This is a genomic window from Prosthecobacter fusiformis, assembly GCF_004364345.1.
Taxonomy (GTDB): Bacteria; Verrucomicrobiota; Verrucomicrobiia; order Verrucomicrobiales; family Verrucomicrobiaceae; genus Prosthecobacter; species Prosthecobacter fusiformis.
Window position 1 is genome coordinate 1357542 of record NZ_SOCA01000001.1, and the last position, 21674, is coordinate 1379215.

At 56.2% G+C, this 21674-nt stretch carries 21 protein-coding genes and 1 pseudogene; 16 read left to right on the plus strand and 6 right to left on the minus strand.

The features are described 5' to 3' along the window. Nucleotides 1–39 precede the first annotated feature (39 nt). The 6 genes from EI77_RS05330 to EI77_RS05355 all read left to right on the plus strand — a co-directional run bounded on the left by EI77_RS05330 (nucleotide 40) and on the right by EI77_RS05355 (nucleotide 7601). The gene (locus EI77_RS05330) at nucleotides 40–3333 is read left to right on the plus strand and encodes a ribonucleoside-diphosphate reductase subunit alpha (RefSeq protein WP_133793700.1); all 3294 of its coding nucleotides are present in this window, start codon (nucleotides 40–42) and stop codon (nucleotides 3331–3333) included. 373 nt (nucleotides 3334–3706) lie between these two features. Beyond that, a complete protein-coding gene (locus EI77_RS05335; RefSeq protein WP_133793701.1) occupies nucleotides 3707–4084 on the plus strand; it encodes a hypothetical protein in 378 nt (125 codons plus the stop codon). A gap of 347 nt (nucleotides 4085–4431) precedes the next feature. Continuing rightward, nucleotides 4432–4950 carry an IS5 family transposase gene (locus EI77_RS05340; RefSeq protein WP_341806006.1) on the plus strand — a complete coding sequence of 173 codons (519 nt, stop codon included), beginning with the start codon at nucleotides 4432–4434 and terminating at the stop codon, nucleotides 4948–4950. A gap of 26 nt (nucleotides 4951–4976) precedes the next feature. After that, complete coding sequence (locus EI77_RS05345) at nucleotides 4977–5786, plus strand: toll/interleukin-1 receptor domain-containing protein (RefSeq protein ID WP_133793703.1); 810 nt, start codon at nucleotides 4977–4979, stop codon at nucleotides 5784–5786. A gap of 269 nt (nucleotides 5787–6055) precedes the next feature. Next, on the plus strand, nucleotides 6056–6691 hold the full coding sequence (locus tag EI77_RS05350; RefSeq protein WP_133793704.1) for a hypothetical protein: 636 nt from the start codon (nucleotides 6056–6058) through the stop codon (nucleotides 6689–6691). A gap of 289 nt (nucleotides 6692–6980) precedes the next feature. Then, nucleotides 6981–7601, plus strand: a complete 621-nt coding sequence (locus tag EI77_RS05355) for a hypothetical protein (protein WP_133793705.1) — start codon at nucleotides 6981–6983, stop codon at nucleotides 7599–7601. Nucleotides 7602–7781: 180 nt separating this feature from the next. On the opposite strand, the gene EI77_RS05360 is transcribed toward EI77_RS05355, so the two are convergent. Further along, nucleotides 7782–8006: a hypothetical protein gene (locus tag EI77_RS05360; RefSeq protein ID WP_133793706.1), complete on the minus strand. Its 225-nt coding sequence runs from the start codon at nucleotides 8004–8006 to the stop codon at nucleotides 7782–7784. 285 nt (nucleotides 8007–8291) lie between these two features. Beyond that, nucleotides 8292–9023 (minus strand): transposase, encoded by a 732-nt coding sequence (locus EI77_RS05365; RefSeq protein WP_133793707.1) that lies wholly within the window; start codon nucleotides 9021–9023, stop codon nucleotides 8292–8294. Between the two features lie 482 nt (nucleotides 9024–9505). On the opposite strand from EI77_RS05365, the gene EI77_RS05370 reads away from it, so the two are divergent. The 5 genes from EI77_RS05370 (at nucleotide 9506) to EI77_RS05390 (ending at nucleotide 13798) form a co-directional block, all read left to right on the plus strand. Next, nucleotides 9506–10069 (plus strand): hypothetical protein, encoded by a 564-nt coding sequence (locus tag EI77_RS05370; RefSeq protein ID WP_133793708.1) that lies wholly within the window; start codon nucleotides 9506–9508, stop codon nucleotides 10067–10069. A 150-nt stretch (nucleotides 10070–10219) separates the two neighbouring features. Next, entirely contained in the window at nucleotides 10220–10699 is a 480-nt protein-coding gene (locus EI77_RS05375) for a hypothetical protein (protein WP_133793709.1), read from the plus strand. A 206-nt stretch (nucleotides 10700–10905) separates the two neighbouring features. Further along, nucleotides 10906–11583 (plus strand): formylglycine-generating enzyme family protein, encoded by a 678-nt coding sequence (locus EI77_RS05380; protein WP_166647057.1) that lies wholly within the window; start codon nucleotides 10906–10908, stop codon nucleotides 11581–11583. Nucleotides 11584–11713: 130 nt separating this feature from the next. Next, a complete protein-coding gene (locus EI77_RS05385; RefSeq protein ID WP_133793711.1) occupies nucleotides 11714–13405 on the plus strand; it encodes a vWA domain-containing protein in 1692 nt (563 codons plus the stop codon). A gap of 9 nt (nucleotides 13406–13414) precedes the next feature. Next, nucleotides 13415–13798, plus strand: coding sequence for an MGMT family protein (locus EI77_RS05390; protein WP_133793712.1), 384 nt, complete (start codon nucleotides 13415–13417; stop codon nucleotides 13796–13798). A gap of 127 nt (nucleotides 13799–13925) precedes the next feature. Here EI77_RS05390 and EI77_RS05395 read toward each other — a convergent pair whose 3' ends face one another. Next, nucleotides 13926–14315, minus strand: a complete 390-nt coding sequence (locus EI77_RS05395; protein WP_133793713.1) for a DUF6799 domain-containing protein — start codon at nucleotides 14313–14315, stop codon at nucleotides 13926–13928. Nucleotides 14316–14577: 262 nt separating this feature from the next. Between EI77_RS05395 and EI77_RS05400 the strand changes: the two genes are divergently transcribed. After that, entirely contained in the window at nucleotides 14578–14952 is a 375-nt protein-coding gene (locus EI77_RS05400) for a hypothetical protein (RefSeq protein ID WP_133793714.1), read from the plus strand. A 57-nt stretch (nucleotides 14953–15009) separates the two neighbouring features. Here the strand turns inward: EI77_RS05400 and EI77_RS05405 are convergent, their stop codons facing one another. The 3 genes from EI77_RS05405 to EI77_RS05415 all read right to left on the minus strand — a co-directional run bounded on the left by EI77_RS05405 (nucleotide 15010) and on the right by EI77_RS05415 (nucleotide 17856). Beyond that, nucleotides 15010–15684, minus strand: coding sequence for an MBL fold metallo-hydrolase (locus EI77_RS05405; RefSeq protein ID WP_133793715.1), 675 nt, complete (start codon nucleotides 15682–15684; stop codon nucleotides 15010–15012). A gap of 26 nt (nucleotides 15685–15710) precedes the next feature. Then, nucleotides 15711–17084 carry a phospholipase D-like domain-containing protein gene (locus tag EI77_RS05410; RefSeq protein WP_166647058.1) on the minus strand — a complete coding sequence of 458 codons (1374 nt, stop codon included), beginning with the start codon at nucleotides 17082–17084 and terminating at the stop codon, nucleotides 15711–15713. A gap of 76 nt (nucleotides 17085–17160) precedes the next feature. Continuing rightward, nucleotides 17161–17856, minus strand: a complete 696-nt coding sequence (locus tag EI77_RS05415; RefSeq protein ID WP_133793717.1) for an orotidine 5'-phosphate decarboxylase / HUMPS family protein — start codon at nucleotides 17854–17856, stop codon at nucleotides 17161–17163. Between the two features lie 31 nt (nucleotides 17857–17887). On the opposite strand from EI77_RS05415, the gene EI77_RS05420 reads away from it, so the two are divergent. The 4 genes and pseudogenes from EI77_RS05420 (at nucleotide 17888) to EI77_RS23735 (ending at nucleotide 21658) form a co-directional block, all read left to right on the plus strand. Continuing rightward, nucleotides 17888–18709 carry an AraC family transcriptional regulator gene (locus EI77_RS05420; protein ID WP_208300269.1) on the plus strand — a complete coding sequence of 274 codons (822 nt, stop codon included), beginning with the start codon at nucleotides 17888–17890 and terminating at the stop codon, nucleotides 18707–18709. A 71-nt stretch (nucleotides 18710–18780) separates the two neighbouring features. Continuing rightward, a complete protein-coding gene (locus tag EI77_RS05425) occupies nucleotides 18781–19770 on the plus strand; it encodes a malate dehydrogenase (RefSeq protein ID WP_133793718.1) in 990 nt (329 codons plus the stop codon). Between the two features lie 100 nt (nucleotides 19771–19870). Beyond that, the gene (locus tag EI77_RS05430) at nucleotides 19871–20866 is read left to right on the plus strand and encodes a M23 family metallopeptidase (RefSeq protein ID WP_133793719.1); all 996 of its coding nucleotides are present in this window, start codon (nucleotides 19871–19873) and stop codon (nucleotides 20864–20866) included. Nucleotides 20867–20957: 91 nt separating this feature from the next. Next, a pseudogene (locus tag EI77_RS23735) lies at nucleotides 20958–21658 on the plus strand (DUF4272 domain-containing protein). Nucleotides 21659–21674: the final 16 nt, after the last annotated feature.

Consider the following 21674-nt stretch of genomic DNA (forward strand, 5'->3'; position numbering starts at 1 on the left):
CCCTTTTCTGCCTCCATCCATTCCACTCCGCTCCCCGTTATGATCAAGAACCTGCTCCACGAAGACAAGGAACTCAAAAGGGTCGCCCACACTCCTAAAGACCAAAAGCCGCGCTTCGAATGGAGCGCGCTGACCGTCGGTGTGGCTGATTCCTCCGCCTCCGCCATCAAGGTGCAGGTCGGTGGGGATGAGCGTGACTTTGATATGGGTGAAATCGCCGATACCGTCGGCAGCGCCCTGGCGGATCTCTTCATGGCCCGCCAAAAGGAAGGGGACATCTACAACGAGAAGAACCAGCAGCTCGTGCAGACCATCTCCCGCGCTGTCGCGGATGAGTTGCAGCAGCGCACCGTCCAGCTTGCCGATGGAGCCGGCAGCGCGGGCATCCTCAGTGGAAAAGACATCTATCATTGCATCGAGCGCGCCCTCGTCCGCCACAATGCCCACGACGTGGCCCGCAGTCTGGCGGAGCGCCGCAAACGTACAGAGTACGACAGCATCGCCGATAACAACCTGCCGCAGCCTCTCATCGTGAGCACCAAAGTCATCCGCCGCAGCGGCCAGCTCGTGCCTTGGAATCATAACAAGATCGAGATCGCCGTGCGCAAAGCCTTCCTCTCCATGGAGATGGATTCCTCCCCCGCCGTGCAGGTGGCCGAATCCGTCAGCCGTTTCGTCGCGGAAGAAGGCAAGCAGTTCATGCACATCGAAGACGTGCAGAACATCGTTGAGGAGGAGCTCATGAAGCAGGGCTTCTTCAAGGTCGCCCGCGCCTACATCCAGTATCGTGCCCTCCGCTCCAAAATGCGCGAGACGGACGAGGAAATCGCCGAAAGCCTCAGCCAGGCAGACCATGACCAGCAGGCCCTCATCGTCGTCCGCGCCAGCCCCACGGAGACTTTCTTCTGGGACGGCCAGGACCTCAAAAAGCGCATCGACTTCGCCATGCTCGGCCTGGATCTCTGCCTCACCCGCAACGAGATCGAAATGGAGCTGCGCCGCTCCCTGAATTCCGACATCACCCTGGATCACCTCCGGCAGACCGTCATCCTCAATGCCAAGACCCTGATGCAAAAGGACGCGGACTTCGCCAAGTTCGCCGCCCGTATCCGCCTCAGCTACATCTATGAAGAAGTGCTCGGCTGGGACATCGTCAAAGATGGCATCGAGGCCCTGCGCGATTTCCACCGCCGCGCCTTCCGCCGCAATCTGGCCCGTGGCGTCGAGATCGACCGCATCAGCCCCCGCTTGCTCGAGTTCGACCTCGACAAGTTGGCCGAAGCTCTCGAGCCCACTGCCGATATGGACTTCGACTTCCTCGGCATCCAGACCCTCTATGACCGTTATCTGATCGTCGATAAAAAGATCAAGCCCAGCAAGCGCCTGGAGGCACCCCAGCTCTTCTGGATGCGTGTGGCCATGGGCCTCTGCATTCAGGAAAAGGACAACCCGGAGGACAAAATCATCGCCCTGTACAAACTGTACAAAGGCCGCCGCTTCTGCTCCAGCACGCCTACCCTTTTCAACAGCGGCACCCTGCACAGCCAGCTCAGCTCCTGCTACCTCTACAAGGTGGATGACAGCATCGAGTCCATCATGATCCGTGGCATCGCGGAAAACGCCTTCCTTTCCAAATGGGCGGGTGGTCTCGGCGGCTCCTGGACCAGCGTGCGCGGCACCGGCGGTTACATCAAAGGCACCAATGGTGAAAGCCAGGGCGTCATCCCCTTCCTGAAGCTGCACAATGACCAGCTCATCGCCGTGAACCAGGGCGGCAAGCGTCGCGGCTCCGGCTGCGCCTACCTGGAAGTGTGGCATAACGACATCGAGGACTTCCTCCAGCTCCGCGTGAATACGGGCGACGAACGCCGCCGCACGCATGACCTCAACACCGCCAACTGGATCCCGGACCTCTTCATGAAGCGCATGGAGTCCCGTGGCACCTGGACCCTCTTCCGTGCCAATGAAGTGGCAGACCTGCACGAGCTCTACGGCTCCGCCTTTGAAAAACGTTACGTCGAATACGAAGCCCTGGCCAAAACGGGCAAGATCTTCTCCAAAGAAGTCGAAGCCCTCGACCTGTGGAAAAAGATGCTCAAGTCCATCTTCGAAACCGGCCACCCCTGGATCACCTTCAAGGATCCTTGCAACGTTCGCAGCCCGCAGGACCACGTCGGCGTCATCCACAGCAGCAACCTCTGCACGGAAATCACGCTGAACACCAGCGCGGATGAAACTGCCGTCTGTAACCTCGGCTCCGTCCTCATCGACAACCACCTGGACGATGCCGGTAACATCGACCACGCCAAACTGCGCGAGACCATCCGCACCGCCGTGCGCATGCTGGACAACGTCATCGACATCAATTTCTACCCCACCGTCGCCGCCAAGACCTCCAACGAGCGTCACCGCCCCATCGGCCTCGGCGTCATGGGCCTACAATACGCCCTCTACCGCAAAGGCATCCCCTTCGCCTCCAAGGAAGCCGTCGAATTCAACGATGAATTCATGGAAGCCGTCGCCTACTACGCCTATGAGGCCAGCAGCGACGTCGCCACAGAAAAAGGCACCTACTCCTCCTATAAAGGCAGCAAGTGGGATCGCGGCCTCCTCCCCCAGGACACCGTGGACCTCCTGGAAAAGGAGCGCGGCATGGAAATCGACGTCCCCCGTGGTGGTAAAATGGACTGGACCACCCTGCGCGCCAAGATCGCCAAGCACGGCATGCGCAACAGCAACGTCCTCGCCATCGCCCCCACGGCCACCATTTCAAACATCATGGGCTCCAGCCCCTGCATCGAGCCGCTCATGAGCAACATGCTCGTGAAGTCCAATCTCAGCGGCGACTTCATGCTGCTGAACCCCTACCTGATCCGCGACCTCAAAAAACGCGGCCTGTGGACCCCCGAGGTGCAGAACAAGCTGAAGTACATGGACGGCGAAATCGAAGGCATCGAGGAAATCCCCGTGGACCTCAAGCGCCGCTACGCCACCGCCTTCAGCATCGACTGGAGCTGGCTCATCGACTCGGCCGCCCGCCGCCAGAAATGGATCGACCAGTCCCAGTCCGTGAACCTCTTCTGTGGCGAGAGCGACATGCGCACCCTCTCCCACATGTATCGCGGAGCCTGGAAAAAAGGCCTCAAAACCACCTACTATCTCCGCACCCGCTCCGCCTCCAACATCGAAAAAGCCGATGTCGAAGTGAAGAAGGAAATGCGCGGCATCGTCGGCCAAGACCCCACCAAAGCTGCGGCTTACACCGAAGAGCAGATTCAGGCCTGCTCGATTGAGGCGATGCGGAACGGCGGGACTTGTGAGGCTTGTCAGTGAGTCTTCTTGATTGGCAAATAATCCCTTTAAAACTATTTACCAGATCGATCATCAATTACTTAAATTTAGACTTTGGCATTGATTATATGCCGAGTAAAATTTCGCAGGCTTAATTGAGCGTTAAAAATTGTCTTTTCTTCATTGGGATGCTTCGTCACAGCACGCTATCACAACTAAGCGAGTCAAAACCAAAAGCTCTCCGTCCAATCTTCGATCAAGACAATTAATTTGCACTGCTACAATGTTTACTTATCCAGCGAAAATCGTTTGGGCAATGTTTAAACTAACGTGCGCTCTCTTGCTAGTTTGTTTTCTCTGGGAGGGCTTCGGAAATCTGTTTCACGGTGTGCGATGGTTATTTAGTGAGAGCACAATGGCCACGGTCGATAAGCGGGAGTATTATGAAAGTAATTCGGCCGTTCAACTGCCTGCGCGGATTGGAGGAGCCCGAATACCTTTAACCCGTATTTCTTCGCATCAAAACTATACATATTTCGTCGATGGCCGAGAATATCGTGGAAAATCCGTTGTTCATCTCGATAACGAGCATCAATTTGAGATACGCTACAGCAAGGCTAACCCGGGAAATTCGGGTATAGCTGGGGCGGCTATTCGCGATGGTCTTTCACAAATCGCTGTCGGTATAGTATTCTATTTTGGCGTCGCTTTGCTTTTTTATTGTCCTATCTACATGATGGCTAAAATTCGCCATACCAATGTCGTAACCTTTAAGGATTTTTGGTTTTCATGAGATAAGATGCCCAGGGGAAATATGAAGACGAATCATTAGAGCGTGTTTTAGAATTGCCACCGGTGTAAATTCAGCCTACAAAAGACGTGAAACTTCACCCCGATTATCAATCTGTGGTGCCTGAACTGGCCCAAGTTAAAATCCATAGACCTCTAAATACCAGAAGGGAGAGGATATGGAACTTCGAGCAGGTAGCCCATTGAACCATTTGGAATCCATCATCGCAGGTGTTCTCTACGTGCTTAAGGAGAGTAAATCATGGCGCGCCTTGGATGTGCCTTGCATTTCCTTTACGGGCACTGCAGCCGCTGGGCCAAGGCAGGGCTTTGGGACTGGCCATTCAGCAGATGGACTCGCATGGGGGCAAAAACCTTTGCATGATTGACTCCACGCACATCAAGGTTCATCGCGATGGGGTCAACCCCGCCGGAGGCAAGGAAAAGCAGGTCATGAAACGTACAAAGGACGGACTCAACACGAAGTTGCACACTGCCGTGGACGGACGCTGCCAGCCACAGTCATTGATCCTGACAGCGGGAAGTGAGGCCGATGTCGTGCATGCACCTGCGTTGCTGGAATCGGTGGAGGCCAGAAAGGTTCTCATGGACAAGGTTTATGACAGCGATGCATTGCTCGAGATCATTGCAAGCAAGGGCATGAAAGCCTGCACTCCGCCGCGCAGCAATCGGGTGGCCCCGGTGGCTTACGATAAGGAGCTTTACAAGAAAAGGCACTGCGTGGAGAACTTCTTTGAGAAGATCAAAAGGATGCGCCGCATCTCCACGCGTTATGACAAAACCGATGTCTCCTTCATGGCCTTTGTGCTTCTTAGCATCTGCACTTTATCCCTCAGGAACCAATTTTAAAATACGACCTAAATTCCAAGCTTAATATGAAAACACTTTGGCTCACTTACTCATGGAAAGACGATGAAGATCAAGTGAGCTTTATCCAGCAAGAGTTAGAGCGCAAAGGACTCAAAGTGAAGCGTGACAAGTGGACACTTGTTGCAGGGCAAAGGCTTTGGGAGCAAATCGAACATCATATTTCAAATAAAGAAGAGTCGGACGGATGGGCAATTTATTTGACGGCCAACAGTTTGATGAGTCAACCCTGCAAAGAAGAGTTGTCTTATGCACTTGATCAAGCACTGAATCGCCGAGGTCAGATATATCCACTAATAGGGATTAGTGATGGCAATGTGGATTCTCAGGTAATTCCAAAATCGATTGCGACTAGATTATACGTATCGCTCAAAGACGCAGTCTGGGCAGAACGCGTTATCTCTGGCATGGAGGGAATATCGGTGGGGGATAATTCTCGCGAAATTGCCCCATATTTTATGAAATATTATGCCGTTGACCCTACTAAATTTGGTAGGCGCTACGCCATAGAAGTTCGTCCTCGTTGTGGAAATTGGGTTCCATACTTTGTAGGTGTTCGAGCTGGAATGCGAGAAAGGCTCAATCCCTACTGTGCACATGGTTTAGCAAATCAACCTCCCGACACTTCTTTTGATATTTCGCCATATGAACAACTTGATGATTCACGCCAATGGTGGGTAATGGGCTCACAAAACGAAATTTCGTGGGGACATGCGGCGTGGCTTTTTGTTAACGAATTGCCTGGCGAGCTTATCTTCGGATCGAAGACGGATAAGTCACAGCAGTTTTCGATAAAAAGGATGCCGGGCATGATGTGAAGATGAATCAATAATCTATTGATCCTCTATACCTTCCACAGGCAATTTCCCGCCCTCTCTTGGCGCGTACGATCCTATTATTTCCTGCGTCCGGCCCCTCAAGATTTGATCCCGGTGATGCGCCGACTCCCGGCGGTTTTCGAGGTTCCCCTCCTGTCAATCCTGCCCATCCTGAAATCCTGTCTAAAATTCACAGCCCGCTGGAACGCACAGCCCCACCGCCGCGTAGCGTCCTTGACCTGCTTGACCTGATATGATTGGCTGCGGAAATGAGTGACTCCTTTGAACTGGTGCGGACGAAGAGCGGGGACGAACTGGCGGCGGTGGTGGAGACGCTGACGACGGCGGGGGTGCCGCACCGGGTGGCGGGCACGCGGGCGGGGTTCGACATCACGGAGGTGGGGCGGGGCGATTACCCAGCGGACATGCTGGTGATGGTGCCCTGGACGGAGGTGAAGGCGGCGCGCGCGGCCCTGGAGGCGTCCTTTGCCGAGACGGAGCTGCCGGGGGATCACTTTCTGCGTAGCTCCACCGATGAGGAACTGCTGGAGATCCTGGCCGCGCCGCTGGAGTGGGACCCCTTTGTGGTGGTGCATGCGCGGAGGCTGGCGGCGGAGCGCGGCATCCAACCGGCAGCGACGGAGGCAAAGGCGGCCGAGGTGATGGAGGTGCTGTCCCTGGGCAAACCCGCAGCGCGCTGGCAGGTGATCCTGGGCTGGGTCTCCGTGCTGCTCGGCGGTCTGGTGGGCATCCTCATCGGGGCCTCGCTGGCCTTTTCAAAAGAGCGCCACCCGGCGGGCGAACACTACACCTACGACGCCCGCACCCGCCAGCTGGGCGAGTGGATGATGTGGTGCGGTGTGGGGATGCTGGTGGTGTGGCGCTTTCTGGTGATGACGAAGTAGGAGGTCAAGGCGGATAAAATGCCAGGCGAAATGTGATGGGCTGTTGCCTGCGTGTTGAGTGGTGCTGGTAGGGACGAGCTGCGCCTCGTCCGATTTGTTTTCTGGAAGGTGCGGCCGCTCCTTGCCCCCCCGATGAGATGCCAGCGCAAGAAATCCGGGACGCTCATGCGGCGGCCCAAGAAAATATCAAGTAACACGTAAGATAAGCTCGCTAAGCTATTGAAGGAAAGACATCACGACAACTTACATTCCTATTGTGAATAGACCGGGGCATGAGGTAATCAAAGATATGACGAAAATGCTTTTCTGGCCATTTCTTTGGGTGAGTGCAGGACTGGTTTCTTGCGAGACCCTTTCCCCCAAGGAGAGGCCAAACTGGCTGCCTCTCACGCAGAGTTACCCTGAGTCGGCATATCAAAAAAGCATTCATCATTACGACTGGAAGGTTGACCCGGATATTACCAACGCGGAGTGCTATGAGCAGTTTAAATTTGAGTTGCCCCATGGGATCAAGCGCCTTTCTCTGCCGTCAAAGGCGGTGGTGTATCGTCTCCAGGGGCGGGAGGTCATCGGGCAGTTGAAGAAGATTCTTTCCTCGGCTGGTCACACAGATAAGCCTATCTCAATTGCTGACTATCGCCCCAAGATGGGCATCGTGGCAAAGATCAGCCGGGGGACGCTGCATCTCTCAGCCTATGGTGCGCAGGATTCTTTTGAAGGGGGTACTTACGTGATGTTGCTGATCGGAGTGCCTGAGGGTGTGAAGGTTCACTTTGCCACAGACCGAACGGATGAACAACATCTCGAAACCCTAATCCAAGAGGGATGGTGGCCTGTCAGCACAGCCCCTGCTCTGAAGCGGAACTATGATCGTATCCTAAGTGATGCAAAATTACCAGGTACCCCGTGAGACAAGCTCACAAAGCTATGGATCATCCATGCCTTTCACAGCCGCCTTTTAGCGTCTCTTGGTCATCCACTTCTGCCTCCGAAAGATGATGGGCAAACCACTCTTTACCGAAGAGGGCATTGCTGCTGTGTGTATCCATTTTCGATAATCGGTAAGGGCACAGACTGTTGTCTTCACCGGTCAAAGCATGACTCCCATAAGAGTCCCTAACGAGTATAACAAACAGACCGCCGCCGCCGTCCACCAAGCTATGATAACAATCCAATACCCGGCAAAGTTTTTATGCCGGTCGAATTCATAGAATCTAATCTCCGCCTTACCCGTGACCAATCCCCTGACGCCCATCAATCCAAAGATGAGAGCCAGCGCAAAGGCACCCAGCGCAGATTTGATTTCATGACTCATCCATGGACCTCCTTTGCAAAATGGGTGGTCATAGCCTTTGGCCTTTGGGGCAGTATCACCAGCACTCGATACGATACCATTCGACTTGTGTCCATCCCAGGGGATACGAGTCCACCGTAGGGCGGGTGTGTCCGGCGGAGGAAGCTATGAGTGCTCATCAGCGTGGTCGCCGGATTACCCGCCTGGCTTGGGAATGTGGTAGCGAGCGAGACATCCAAAGAGGCGGGTAATTCTGCGACAGCATCAGGGGTGAATTCGATCCCGCTCGCGCAGAACACACCCGCCCTACGGCCCGGAGGTCCAATCATTGGATTTCATGATGGCATTGTTGAACCACACGGTGGCTTCTTCAGGCTGGAGCTTGGCTTGGAAGGGGTTCTTGGCGATGTAACGCACCGCCTGACGGAAATGATCAGCGTCCCGGATGATCCGATCAAAGGTTTCCTGCTGCCAGACCCGACCGCGTCGGCCGGTCATGCGATTGAGAGATTCACTCGAATGACGTTTCCAGGAGCCCGTGAGTTTTTCCAAATCCTGTCCCGCCATTGGCCGACATAGGGCATGCACATGATTGGGCATAATGACGAAAGCCATCATCTCACAACGCCGACCTTCGAAGTGATGCAGGGTGGTATCCACAAGACGGCGATGGCGTTCATTCCGAAGCAGGCATTCACCATGGCCTTCATCAAGCAACGATTCGAGCTTGAGCAGGTGCCCTCGTTGAAACTCGACCCAGGCCAAGTGCTCCTCGGCGGGTAACTGGCCCTCATGTTTCGCTGCCGCCTCCAGCAACTTATGTTTCCACATCTTCAGTTGGTCGCGCATTGCCTGAAGGATGTCCGCAGGGATGGAGTCATTGAGACGAAAGGTGGTGAGGTAGCAAGCTCCCGGCAGTCGCCAGTGAGGCAAATGACGCTCATAGGTATAGAATTCAACTTGAGGCGTGCGGCGGCACGGATCAAATCCCTGGAAGTCCTCCGGTAAGGGGATGTACGAGGGAATTCGCCAAGTCATGCCTGGATCTTTGGATCAGCTCTTACTTGAGGCAAGCCGAACGTTTGAACAGGCCAAATGTAGGGCGGGTGTATCCGGCGGAGGAAGCTATGAGTGCTCATCAGCGTGGTCGCCGGATTACCCGCCTTTCGGTGGAGGTGGGGGAGTCCGACGCGTCGTCGAATGGTTGACGGTACTTTAGATGGGGTGTGGATGTTTGCGGAGTCGAAGGCGATGAACGACCGTAGAGATAGGCGAGGCGCTCCCAACCCAGGGGGTAATTCTGCGGCTTCGTCTGGGGTGAATTCGATCTCATATGCGCAGAACACACCCGCCCTACGGTTGAAGACAGAACCACGGCCGCGACGCAGCGCGGCCCTACCATTTGATCTTGCCAAAACCCTCGCTTCCGTGGCATATGGAGTGCTGTCTCTGCACGGGTGTGCAGAAACAAGAATAACCAACAGTGATGCAACGGAGGCCCGTTTTTGCGGGAGATCACAATGGCAGACAATACCCCCACCCCCGCTTCAGACCTGAGCCACCTCACCTGGAAATCCGAGTGGGAATTCCAAGTAGCCACGGACAGCCGGTGCCTGTACATCCGCGAGAGCGGCGGGTCGATCCTCGCCGCCTCTGTTTTCACGCTCGGGATTGTGGGGACGGCGGGTTATCTGAGCTGGTCGATCCTGTTTCCTGAAACACCCAACACGCTCGGGGAAAAGGCGTTCGGTATACTGATGCTATTCGTGGCGGCCTTCTTTGCCTGGATCCCTTGGCTGACACTGAAGCGCGGACGGTGGATGGTCGTGTTTGATCGCGGCGATCCCGCCAACAGCATCCCAGGCGAGATCCGCTATCAGGGGAAACGCCTATCGGCCGAGCGGGTGCGCGGTTTCTCGACGCGGAGTTGCGGCGGCTCCCCGCCCCGGAGCACCGTGGTGGCCGAGTTGCACGATGGCACGCATGAGTCACTGGGGCCGGTGGGCATCTCTACCTGGCCCGCCCATTACGCCCAACAAGCCGCCACCTGGATGGGCCTTCCCTTTCGGTATTCGAGCCTCTGACTTCCCCTCCTCCGACTTCAAAGGGGTGAGACAACAAAGCCCTGGGTGCACGCCACCCCACCGCACCTTTCAAAGAGCCTTGAAGGAGCGAGTCACTGGTCCCTGCCTAACGGGAGTTGCATTGATAGAAGGACGGTTGAAGAATGTTTCATGATCGGAAAAGTCATGGCCATCAACAGCAATGGCGAATTGCAGACCCCGTCTTTGAAGGTTGCGAAAGGTTCTGTGGAAAGTCTTATCTCAATGCCACGCTGCGTTTTGAGAGCGGATGAGGTGACTCTTTTCCAACTTGCTGCCGCGCCCTTGCGCCCTTTTGTCTGGCTCGGGCGTCTTCTCACACCTGTCATGATGTGGGCAGTGTATCACAGCCCAGGCGTGATGACCGTTGCAGGACTCCTAGCGGTCTTCGGCACCTGGCAATGGCTGTCCGCAGGCGACAGGAAGACCTTTTACACTCTCTACCTCCACACCCACATTCCCCATCACCCAAAAATCAATTTTTACCGCACTTTCTCTCTTTTTGAGCTGGCTATAGTGTTGGACCAAATCAGCTGGGCGCTTGGAGATCGTCCGCGCGAATGCACAGGTCGTGGATGGGACAAGGAGCATCATCCAGACTCTTTTTCATGATTTTGTTAGGTGGCCCTGAACGCGCTTCACCGAACCTCCATTTATTCCCTTCCCGAAGATCGAGTCCGGCTGCTTCAATGCCATTCTTTTGCCACTCCTCTTTTTTCCAAAGGCTGTCTATCACGATACTCGTGCTCGTGGCTTGCAGTTGTGTTTCCAAAAATCCACCTCCAGAACGGAAGGCGGGCTGGGCCAATAGCTTGGGGATGGAATTCGCCAAAGTCCCGGTGGGGGGTGAGACATTAATGGTGGCCAAGGAGGAAACTCAGGAGAGGCATTTGGTGTCCTTTGATCGCTCGCGAAATCGACCTCCATCAGAGGCGGCGCGGCCCGCCTCGAATGTGAGCTGGACGGAGGCCATGGCGTTTTGCGAATGGTTGACGAAGCGGGAGCAGGCAGCAGGAGTGATCGATAAAAAAGAACGCTACAGGCTGCCTACGGATCACGAATGGAGCTGTGCAGCAGGCATCGGCCACCTGGAATCCCCCACATTGGGACCGGAGGCGAAATCAAACCGCATCGGGGGGCATTTCCCCTGGGGCAGCACCTGGCCACCGCCGCCGGACGCGGGCAACCTTTGCGGACAGGAATCGGAGAAAGATTTCCCGGAAAACTTCATCGCGCAGTATCGGGATGTGCACTCAGGCGGCGATGTAAAGACGCGAGCCTCCAGGGCCAATGAGTACGGCCTTTACGACCTGAGCGGTAACCTGTGGGAATGGTGCACCGACCGCTTCCGCGAGGGCAAGGACTGGCGTGTGCTGCGCGGCGGCTCCTGGAAAACCGCCCGACCGGAAACCCTGCTCACCAGCCACCGCACGCACGATCCTGAAGACTACCGCAGCGACAGCGTGGGCTTTCGCTGTGTGCTAGCACGGGATTGAGGGTGCGCCGCATCTGTGATGGTTGAGGCCCATTGAGTCCAGCATCAGCGCATGGATCAGCACGGGCGATTCATACGCCGTTGAAACGAAATCATCGGGACAGAGTATCTTTCTCTGCACGTGCACCTTTATGAAAAACCGGTTTCTATTAGCTTGTCTGGCCATGGTTTCGATGATCTCTCCGGGACCCGCACAAGAGGTGGCTGCGCCTGCACGTGCGGTCTTGATCCTGGATGCTTCAGGAAGCATGTGGGGAAAGATCGACGGACGTGCCAAAATTGACATCGCACGCGCGGCCATCACTCAGATCATTGAGGGACTGGATCCACGGCTGCACCTGGGGCTGATGGTTTATGGACATCGTAAACGGGGCGATTGCGCGGACATCGAGATGCTCATCCAGCCGGGTCCGGTGGACAAAGCGGCATTTATTAAAACGATGAATGCTATTCTCCCAAAAGGACGCACACCGCTGACGGGTTCCTTGGTCCAAGCGGCCCAGATCCTGAAAAATACAGAGCAGAAAGCCACGGTCATCCTGGTGAGTGACGGCATCGAAACCTGTGACCAAGATCCCTGTGTGGCCGTGAAGGAACTCGAAAGCCTGGGTATCGACTTCACAGCCCATGTGGTGGGCTTTGACCTGGGGAGCGATGAGCAGGACGCCATCCGCTGCATTGCCGAGACAACCGGGGGCGAATTCCTAGCAGCATCGGATTCATCCACCCTTCTCAATGCACTGGCCACCGCGATGGTCAAAACAGCAGACCCAGAAGCCCCTGCCCCGGCACCCATTCCTCTGCCAGCACCTGCACCCGAGCCGCCACCGCCAGCCCCGAAGGCGGAGGTGGAAATCGCCAATGTAACGCTGCTCACCGTACTCGCCGAAGGTGGAGAAGCAGTGACCAGTTTCTTCACCATCACAGCGGAGGGGAAGCCTGAGATCGTCGCACGTGGCTCCGGCGGGAGCTATAAACTGGCTCCTGGAAAATACCAAGTGAAGGCCACCTGGGGCAGCGCTGCCGTCACCGAAAACATCACCGTCCCGGCGGAGCCAGAGTCAAAATTTACACTCGTTTACAATGCCGGTATTTTGCGCCTGCAAGCACTGGCCAGTGAAGGGGGAGAGAAGGTCAAAGCGTTTTTCACCATCTCCCGTGCTGGCAAAGATTTGAAGGGCAACCGGCCACGCGTGACGGCAGGTTCAGGCAATGAATTTCAACTGCCAGCTGGGGAATATCACGTGTTGGCCAAGTGGGGTAAATCTCAGGCCGAGGATATTTTCGAGGTCACTCCCGGCGAAGTGACCGAAGGCGAATTAATCGCCAACGCGGGCGTGCTGAAGTTGACCGCCTCCCCGGTGGCCGGAGGCGAGCAAGTGAAGGCCTTTTATACCATCCTGGATGCAGCCGCCAAACTGGATGGCAGCCGCCAGCAGATCTCCAGCGGCACCGGCAGTGAACACCAAATCCCCGCCGGCCGTTATCTCATCCGTGCCAAATGGGGTGAAGTGACTGGTGAAACAGAGGCCGAGGTCCAAGCAGGCGAGGCGACCAAAGCACACGTCCTCGTCCCCGGTGGCGTGCTCAATGTCACCCCCAAAGATGCAGCGGGCACGGTAGTCAAAACCTACACCACCATTTACAGCGCCAAGACCAACCTGGAAGGAAAGCGCACCCGCATCACCGCAGGTTCAGTCACTTCTTTCATCCTCCCTGCGGGAGAATATTCTCTGGAAGCCAAGATCGGCACCCAGACAGTTTCCATTGAGGCCGTCGTAAAAGCAGGTGAAGCGTCCTCAGTGGTCTTGCAGGCTAAGTGAGAGATTCCCATGCCCAAGCCCAAGTCCCTCGCTGGCACGCGCATCCGTGCGGAAGTCATCCGGCTGGTTGCCTTGATCCCTGTTGGAAAGTTCACCACCTATGGGTCCATCGCAGTGCACATGAATGTAGCGGCGCTGCATGTGGCCTCCGTGATGAGCCGACTGACGAAGGAGGAGTCCGCCACCCTGCCCTGGCATCGGGTGGTGAGTTCTGACGCACGGGTGAGCCAAAACATGGAGGCCTCACTTTCTGCGGTTCAGCGCGAGCGCTTGGAAAGCGAAGGAATGGAGCTTGATGCGCAGGGATACATTCTGGATTCCGACGCCCATTTCCACGTCGTCGGGCTGCGACGTAACATCCGCTGGAGTGACCCTTCCAGCCTGGATGCCTAACGATAATTGCTTCCACTCACACCCAACCTATAAAAAAACAAGCGCAAAGGGGTTGCCTTTGCGCTTGGTAAAATGATGCGACCTCGTTTCTTTCAGGCGGTGCCATTAGAAAGGTGGTCGCGGTAGCTTACTTCTTTTCAGCTTCCTTGGCGGCTTTCTCAGCCTTCTTTTCCTTGTGCTTTTCGATGTCCTTCATGACTTTTTCATGATCGGTCACTTTGCCCTTCCAGGTGATGGCTTCACCTTCCTTGAGAGTCTTCTTTTCAGCACCGGCTTTTTCCATGTAGGAGCCGTCTTTCATGACCTGGGTGCCGTCATTGAGAGTGACGGTTTCGGTCAGCTCAGTGGTCTGGCCGTCTTTCATCACCCACACTTTGCCGTCTTTCATGGCGATGTGGTTCATTTCAGCCTTTTTCTCGGCCATTTTTTCAGCGTCTTTTTCGTCAGCGCCGAAGCTGGTGGAGACGAGTGAAAGGCTGAGACATGCGAATGCCAGGGATTTGATCAATGTTTTCATAGATTTGGTTAGGTTAGTGGATTGCCGCTTGGAAATACTTCCAGCCAGGGTCTGAACCGGTGGCTGCGGACACATTGATTCGCCCCCTGCATTGAAGGCGGATGTATGTCATCACAAACACTTCACTCACTGCACAGCCTCATGCACTCTAGTCCTTTATACCCAACTGAAGGCCACAGCTGGCGGCAGTGGCGAACCTTTATTGTCTGGCGGATCACGAAGTTTTCTTTTCGGATCTCGCCATGACCTAACCACAAATTCTATGAAAACATCCATACGCCCCATCTTGTTCGCCGCAGGCTTTGCCATGGCCTCCAATCTCCTTCCAGCCCAGACACCAGTCACCGATCCCGCCACCCCGCCTCAGGGAGCACGCGGTGAAGGTGTCGGTAAAAATGAAGCCGTAAATGCAGATCTCGGCAGCGCTCTGAAAGATTCTGACTCGGTTTTCAAGCGGCTGGATACAGACGCCAGCGGCAGCCTCAGCAAGGCGGAATTCTCCAAGCTTTCCGACAACGAAAAGACAGAGACGGTGAAGTCTGAGTCCAAGGCCACCGAGGCTCCGTCACCAGCGCCTGCCGCAGATGCCGCTGCACCTGCGGAACCTGCAGACAACAACAACCGCCCGAAACAGTAACCCCCTTTTTGAACGAGCTGCCCCGCTGGGTCTTCTAGACTCGGCGGGGCATCTTATTTACGCCACCCCCGCATCCTCCAGCGCCCTCTTTAACAAAGCCTTGCCACCGCTTTCGATGACCTCTCCATGACCCACGATGATACGGTCGAAATCACTCGCCAGCACTTTTGCCATGGAGGCTCGAAACGCCTCCTGATCACTGATGCAGAGTTTAAAGATGCGGCTCATGCCCGGATACCTTTTAAAGCCCGCAATGTAACGGTGAAAAAAGCGGTCCCATCCATGCTCGTTGGGATCAAAGTTAAAGACGATGTCCGCCACGATGAGGGTGCGGCTGGGCACATGCAGAAACAGGTGCTCCTTCAGTTTCGGCGCACCGTCCACGGAGAAGACCTCCACTTCACCACTCCATTCAGCAGGAGCAGGCAACAGCGGCTGAGTGGGAAATTTCACCACCTCCGAAAACCCTGGCGGACCCAGGAACGGCACACCAGGAAAAGCTGCGCGGCCTTCTTTCGCATACGTGTCATGCAGCAGCATCGCCTCTACCAGCCAGCCCAATTTTCCGAGGGCCTGGATCGCCCCGACATCCGCCGGAGGAAAAGGAGCCATGGAATGCAGGATCGTCTTGCCTGAGCGCAGCCGGATGACGGTGACGTTACGTCCATGCTGAGTGCCCAGCACCGAAAGTGGGTATTGTAGCAGCCAAAGATTTTCAGCGATTTGTTTCATACATGTGGGGGGCAAAGGGTTACAGGCTAGAGCTGAGACCGAATAGGAATCATGATCCATTCCAGGAAGCGGTCTTTCAAAGAGCGCGCCTCAAAATCCGCCATGGTATAGGGTTTCGCCAATTTCAGATCATCCTGGAAAATACGGTCCATCGCTTCTCCGAACCCCACATCATAGACACTCACATCGATCTCCTCATTGATCTGTGAAGAGCGCGGATCCAGGTTGGACGTGCCGAAAAGGGAGAAACGCCCGTCCACCACCATCGTTTTGGAATGAATCATCGTTGGGCTGTACTGAAAGATCTTCACTCCCGCTTCGAGCAGCTTTCCATAGCTTTCACTGCCGGCAGATTTGGTGGCTGGCTGGTCATTGTATTTTCCTGGAATGATGAGCTTCACATCCACCCCCCGTTTAGTGGCCTCCGCCAGCAGATGCACAAAATCATCCGTCGGCGTGCAGTAAGGATTGGTGATGTAAATGCTCTTTTCCGCAGCGGCGATGGCCACCGCCTGGGTGACGGGAAGAGGGGCGGTGGTGAAGGCACGTGAGGTGATCACCTGCGCCATGAGCGGACCTGCGGACGGCAATGCTGGAAAGTGGTCTGCACCGCTCAGGAGCTCCTCCGTGGCCTCCAGCCAGTGCTGCTGGAATGCGGTCTGCAGCTTGGCCACGATGGGGCCTTCCAGTTGGCCGTGTACCTCCCGCCAGTGGTCGGCCGCATCGGCATTTCCCTGCCATTCATCGCCGAATCCCACTCCACCGGTGAAACCCATTTTCCCATCCACCACCAGCACCCGGCGGTGCGTGCGCCGGTTGATGCGGTCAATGCGGATGCCCCTGGCCGGATGGTAATAGGCCACTTGGCAGCCCGCTTTGCGCAGGCGGTCGATCTCCTCATTCTTCAGCCCTAAGCCAGAGCCGATGCCATCCAACAGAATGCGCACCTTCACTCCCTTGCCCGCCTGTTCACAAAAAGCGTCCATGAACTGGGATCCCACCTTGCCTGAATGGAAGATGAATGCTTCGAAATTAATGGTCTTCTGCGCAGCGCGTATCGCCTCCAGCATAGGCGGGAAAATACCCACGCCATTGTGCAGCAGGGTGATCTTGTTCCCCCCGATGGGGACCGGGTCCGCCATGGCATGAGCGGAGCCAAAAAAGGCAGGATCAGAAACGGCGAATTCATGCTTAGGCCGGTATTCAATAACCTCACGTTTCACAAAAAGAATGCTGTAGATGACGAAGCCTACTAGCAAAAAGGCCAGAACCTCTAACCAGCCGCGCACGGAAAGCCTTCCCCAGCGCCTAACCAGAAGATTAAAATAGCCCTCCTTCAGGCGGGTGCGGCGGTTTTTCGGCTTGGGATTTTCTGAAGCAGCCGGGGAATCATCACTCATGCTTGTACATCGCATTCTGCATGACTCATGGCTGTGACCATGAACAGAAGATTACCGTGCGTGCCTTTCTATCGGATTACCTCACCACTGTCTGCGCATGCACTGCTTCACAAATCATACGCAGGGAGCTTTCCAGATCCCCATCCGCCGTCTTGAAGGCATCGGCATCAATCGTCAGCGGAGCACCCAGCACCACCAGCGGCGCACCGTATTGCGGACATTGGATAGCCTGCTCCAGGGTGAGCCCGCCCACCGCCTGCACAGGGATCTGCACCGCCCGCACCACCTCGCGTAGCTGGTCCATGGGGCTGGGCATGCGATGGCCCGCAGCCGCGATGCCCCGGCGCTCATCATAGCCGATGTGGTGGATCACATAATCACAGCCCAGGTCTTCGAGAAACTTGGCCCCTTCCACCATGTCCGGGCACACCATGTTATCCCCCATGACTTTGCAGCCGAAATCAGCGCCAGCTTTGACCACGCATTTGATCGTCTCCGCATGCGCACGGGCCATCACCACCACATGAGTCGCCCCGGCCTTGGCCATCATTTCCGCCTCTAGGTACCCGCCATCCATGGTCTTTAGATCCGCCACGATGGGTGTATTCGGAAAGGCTTTCCTCAAAGCCCGCACTCCATGCAGCCCCTCAGCCAGGATCAGCGGAGTACCCGCCTCCAGCCAGTCCACGCCAGCACGCATGGCCAGGGCCGCCGTTTCGAGAGCTTCGTCAATATTGGTTAGGTCGAGTGAAATTTGGACAATGGGTTTCATGGCGGCTGAGGGATTGCAGTTTTACACAAACGTGCCCATCATCGTCACGACAAAGATGATGCGAAATGCGACACTTCTCAAACCCCGCGCCCTAAGCCAGCGTCCCGCCTCCGTGATCCGGCACTGGCAGCGGGAGCGTGACCGCTGGGCCGCCACCCTGGCACCTGCCGCACTCTTTCATCCCCTGTTTGACCATATCCCCGGCGTGTATTTCTTTGCCAAGAACAGGCAGGGTCATCTCATGTTTGCCAGTGAGGGCCTGCGGCAGCGTTACTCCATGCAGGATGAATTCGAAATCCTGGGCATGACGGACTTTGATCTGAACCCCGGCAGCATGGCCCAGGCCTATGTGGATGACGACGACCAACTCCTCCAGGGCAAAGCCCCAAAGATTGAGCGCATTGAGCTCTGGTGGGACCGCCAGGGCATGCCGGACTGGTTTCTGGTGACCAAGCTGCCCGTCCATGACCAGCACGGGCAGATCCAGGGCGTCATGGGCCTGCTGCGCCGTCCAGATGAGGCCGAGCGCCGTCTGCCTGTTTTCCAAACCGTCGCCCAGGCGGTCGAAATGATCCGGCACGACTTTGCCCGGCCGCTCCTTGTCGAAGACGTGGCCACCGCCTGCGGCCAGTCCCTGCGCCAGCTCCAGCGGCATTTCCAGGCCGCCTTTGGCATCACGCCTCAGGAGTTTCTGCTGAAAACCCGCGTCCTCGCTGCCGCCCGCCTGCTGGAGACCACGGCCCTTTCCATGGCTGAAATCGCGCGCCGTTGCGGTTTCCCGGACCAAAGCGCCTTCACCCAGCACTTCCGCAAACGCACGGGCAAGACCCCCAGCGCCTACCGGGAAAGGTAGCCGCACAAGGAAGACTGGCATTTTCCCCTTGCTGCCGGGCATCCCCTGCGAATCATCAAGGTTCCATACCCATGAGCAAAGCCCCCATCACAGTTGCAGTCACCGGTGCCGCCGGTCAGATCGGTTATTCCCTCCTTTTCCGCATCGCCTCGGGTGCCCTTTTTGGCCCGGACCAGCCCGTGAATCTGCGCCTGATCGAGATCGAACCTGCCCTCGGTGCCCTCAGCGGTGTCTGCATGGAGCTGGATGACTGCGCTTTCCCTCTGCTCAATAGCATCACCCCGACTGCGGACCTGGACGAAGGTTTCAAAGGTGTGAACTGGGGCATCCTCGTCGGTTCCGTCCCACGTAAGGCTGGCATGGAGCGCAAAGACCTGCTGAAGATCAACGGCGGCATCTTCACCAACCAGGGCAAGGCCATTGAAAAGAACGCTGCCAGCGATGTGCGCGTCCTCGTCGTCGGCAACCCATGTAACACGAACTGCCTCATCGCGATGAACAATGCCAAGGGTGTGCCTTCGGACCGCTGGTTCGCCATGACACGCCTGGACGAAAACCGCGCCAAGAGCCAGCTCGCTGCCAAGGCCGGCGTCCACAATACCTCCGTTTCCAACCTAGCCATCTGGGGAAATCATAGCGCCACCCAGTATCCCGATTTCTACAACGCCAAAATTGACGGTAAGCCAGTGACCGATGTCATCAGCGACCACGACTGGCTGAAGGGCGATTTCATCAGCACTGTCCAGCAGCGCGGTGCCGCCATCATCAAGGCTCGCGGTCTTTCCTCCGCCGCCTCCGCCGCCAATGCCGCTTGCGACACCGTTTACAGCCTCACTCACCCGACCGCTGAAGGTGACTGGACCAGCGTGGCCGTGTGCTCCGATGGCAGCTATGGTATCGAAAAAGGCCTCATGTTCTCCTTCCCTGTCCGCACCGACGGCAGCAAATGGGAGATCGTCCAGGGCGTGCCGGTCAATGAATTCAGCCAGGCCAAGATCAAGGCTACCGAAGACGAACTCCGTGAAGAGCGCGCTGCGGTGACTGAGCTGGGCCTCATCTGATTCTGATTCCATTCATTTCTCCTTATCCGGGGCGGACCGCAGTGATGGGTACATCCATTTGCGGCTTCGCCCCGATTTGGATAGCCGGGTACCTTTACTTATGTCTCGATTTCTCGCCCTCTTCCTCGCTGCGGTCACTAGCGTCAGCGCCCTGGACCTGAGACTGCCCACAGGCAATGGTGCCCTGCTAGTCGGTGACGGGCAGGGTTATTTCCAGTTTGTGGACCGCGACTTTGAAGGCGTTAAATCCACCCCATGGGAAGGTGGCCAGTTTGGCTTCGTCCGGGATGCCCGCCGTATCGGCTCCCGCATCGCCTACGCCCGCTTCCATGAGGGCATGGACATCAAGCCCACTCAGCGGGATGGCCGGGGCAATCCGCTGGATGACATTCACCCTATCCTGCCCGGAACGGTCGTTTACGTCACGGCCGGTGCCAGCCTTAGCAATTATGGACGTTACATCGTCGTCCAGCATGAACTCCTGGAAGGCACCTTTTATTCCCTGTATGCCCACCTCGCCTCCGCCAATGTCAGCGCAGGGGAAAAGGTTACTCATGCCTCCATTTTGGGGCGCATGGGCTATACCGGTAGTGGTATCGACCAGCGCCGTGCCCACCTGCATGTGGAACTGAACATGCTTCTGAACCCCGAGTTTGAAGCCTGGCATGCCACCCACTTTCGCTCACCCAATCATCACGGGCTTTTTAATGGCATGAACCTCCTGGGACTGGACCTCCAGGCCCTGTACTTGGCTCACGCCAAAAACCCTGATATCTCCCTAGCCACTTTCATCCGCAGTAGCGAGGCCTGGTTTGAAATCACCGTCCCCGCCACCGCCAAGATGGATTTCCTCACCCGTTATCCCTGGCTGCGTGAGGGTGCCCCCACTCCCGTGAATGCCTGGAAGATCCGCTGTACCCGCTGGGGCCTTCCCGTGAGCGTCACTGCTGTCGGACAGGCCGTTCCCCAGGTCACTGTCTCCTGGGTGAAAGACGACCCCATCCCCCATTACTACAACACCCGTGGTCTTGTGAGTAATAGCGGCCAGATCACCGTCAGCGGCCTCCAGTTCGCTCAGTTGATGATCGGGTTGTGATGGGATTTGTCCTTTCGATTGCATGAACATAAACCGGCTTGAAAAGCTTGCCTGGGCAGTGGTATTCCTGCCCCTGGCATTTACTCCCACTATGAGCCAAACAGCCGGAGAACGGAAAATCAAGATTGAGCAACATGAGGCCACCTCACCTTCAGTCGAAGCGGCCTCCCGTAAAATACGGTCCATAGAGCGGCTGAAAAAAGAGGGCGTAGCAACCATTGATCACCTTCCTGTGATCGAAGACAGCCAAAGCTGTCGTGAGCGCAGCGCTGAAGAAATCGCCCGTCGCGCCATAGCGGTTTGTATCACCGCAGTCAAAGGCGAAGGCTTAGACCAAGCCATCGTCGAAACTCTGGTCAAAAAGTATGGGGCCGAAGCTTTTTTCACCCCAATGAGAAGGCCTTCATCCAAAACCCTTCCCCTTCTGAGCAAGACCGGCTCAACTTTGCTTGGCGCTATGAATGTGCGTGGGTACTGCTGTGGGCTCTAGGTTATGTCGAGTCTTTGGACCGCCCAGACAAAATTTGCGATGTCATCAAACTAGTGGGTATTGTCCGCGATCATAGCACGGAACAGCTCCTCAAGGATGCCAAGCTGCGCCCTCTCGACCAGTTGCTGGATGAAGCCGACCTAATCTATCGTTACCATTGGGCTACAACCAGCGCCCGGCTCAAAGGAGAGGAAGCTCCAGCCCAATTGGAGGGCGGTGTCGTAATGGAACGCCACTATGCTCTGAACTGGCTCATCGGCTATATGGATCAGGAGTGGGATGATGTATCCACAGACACTTGAACCTCTTGCACCACCC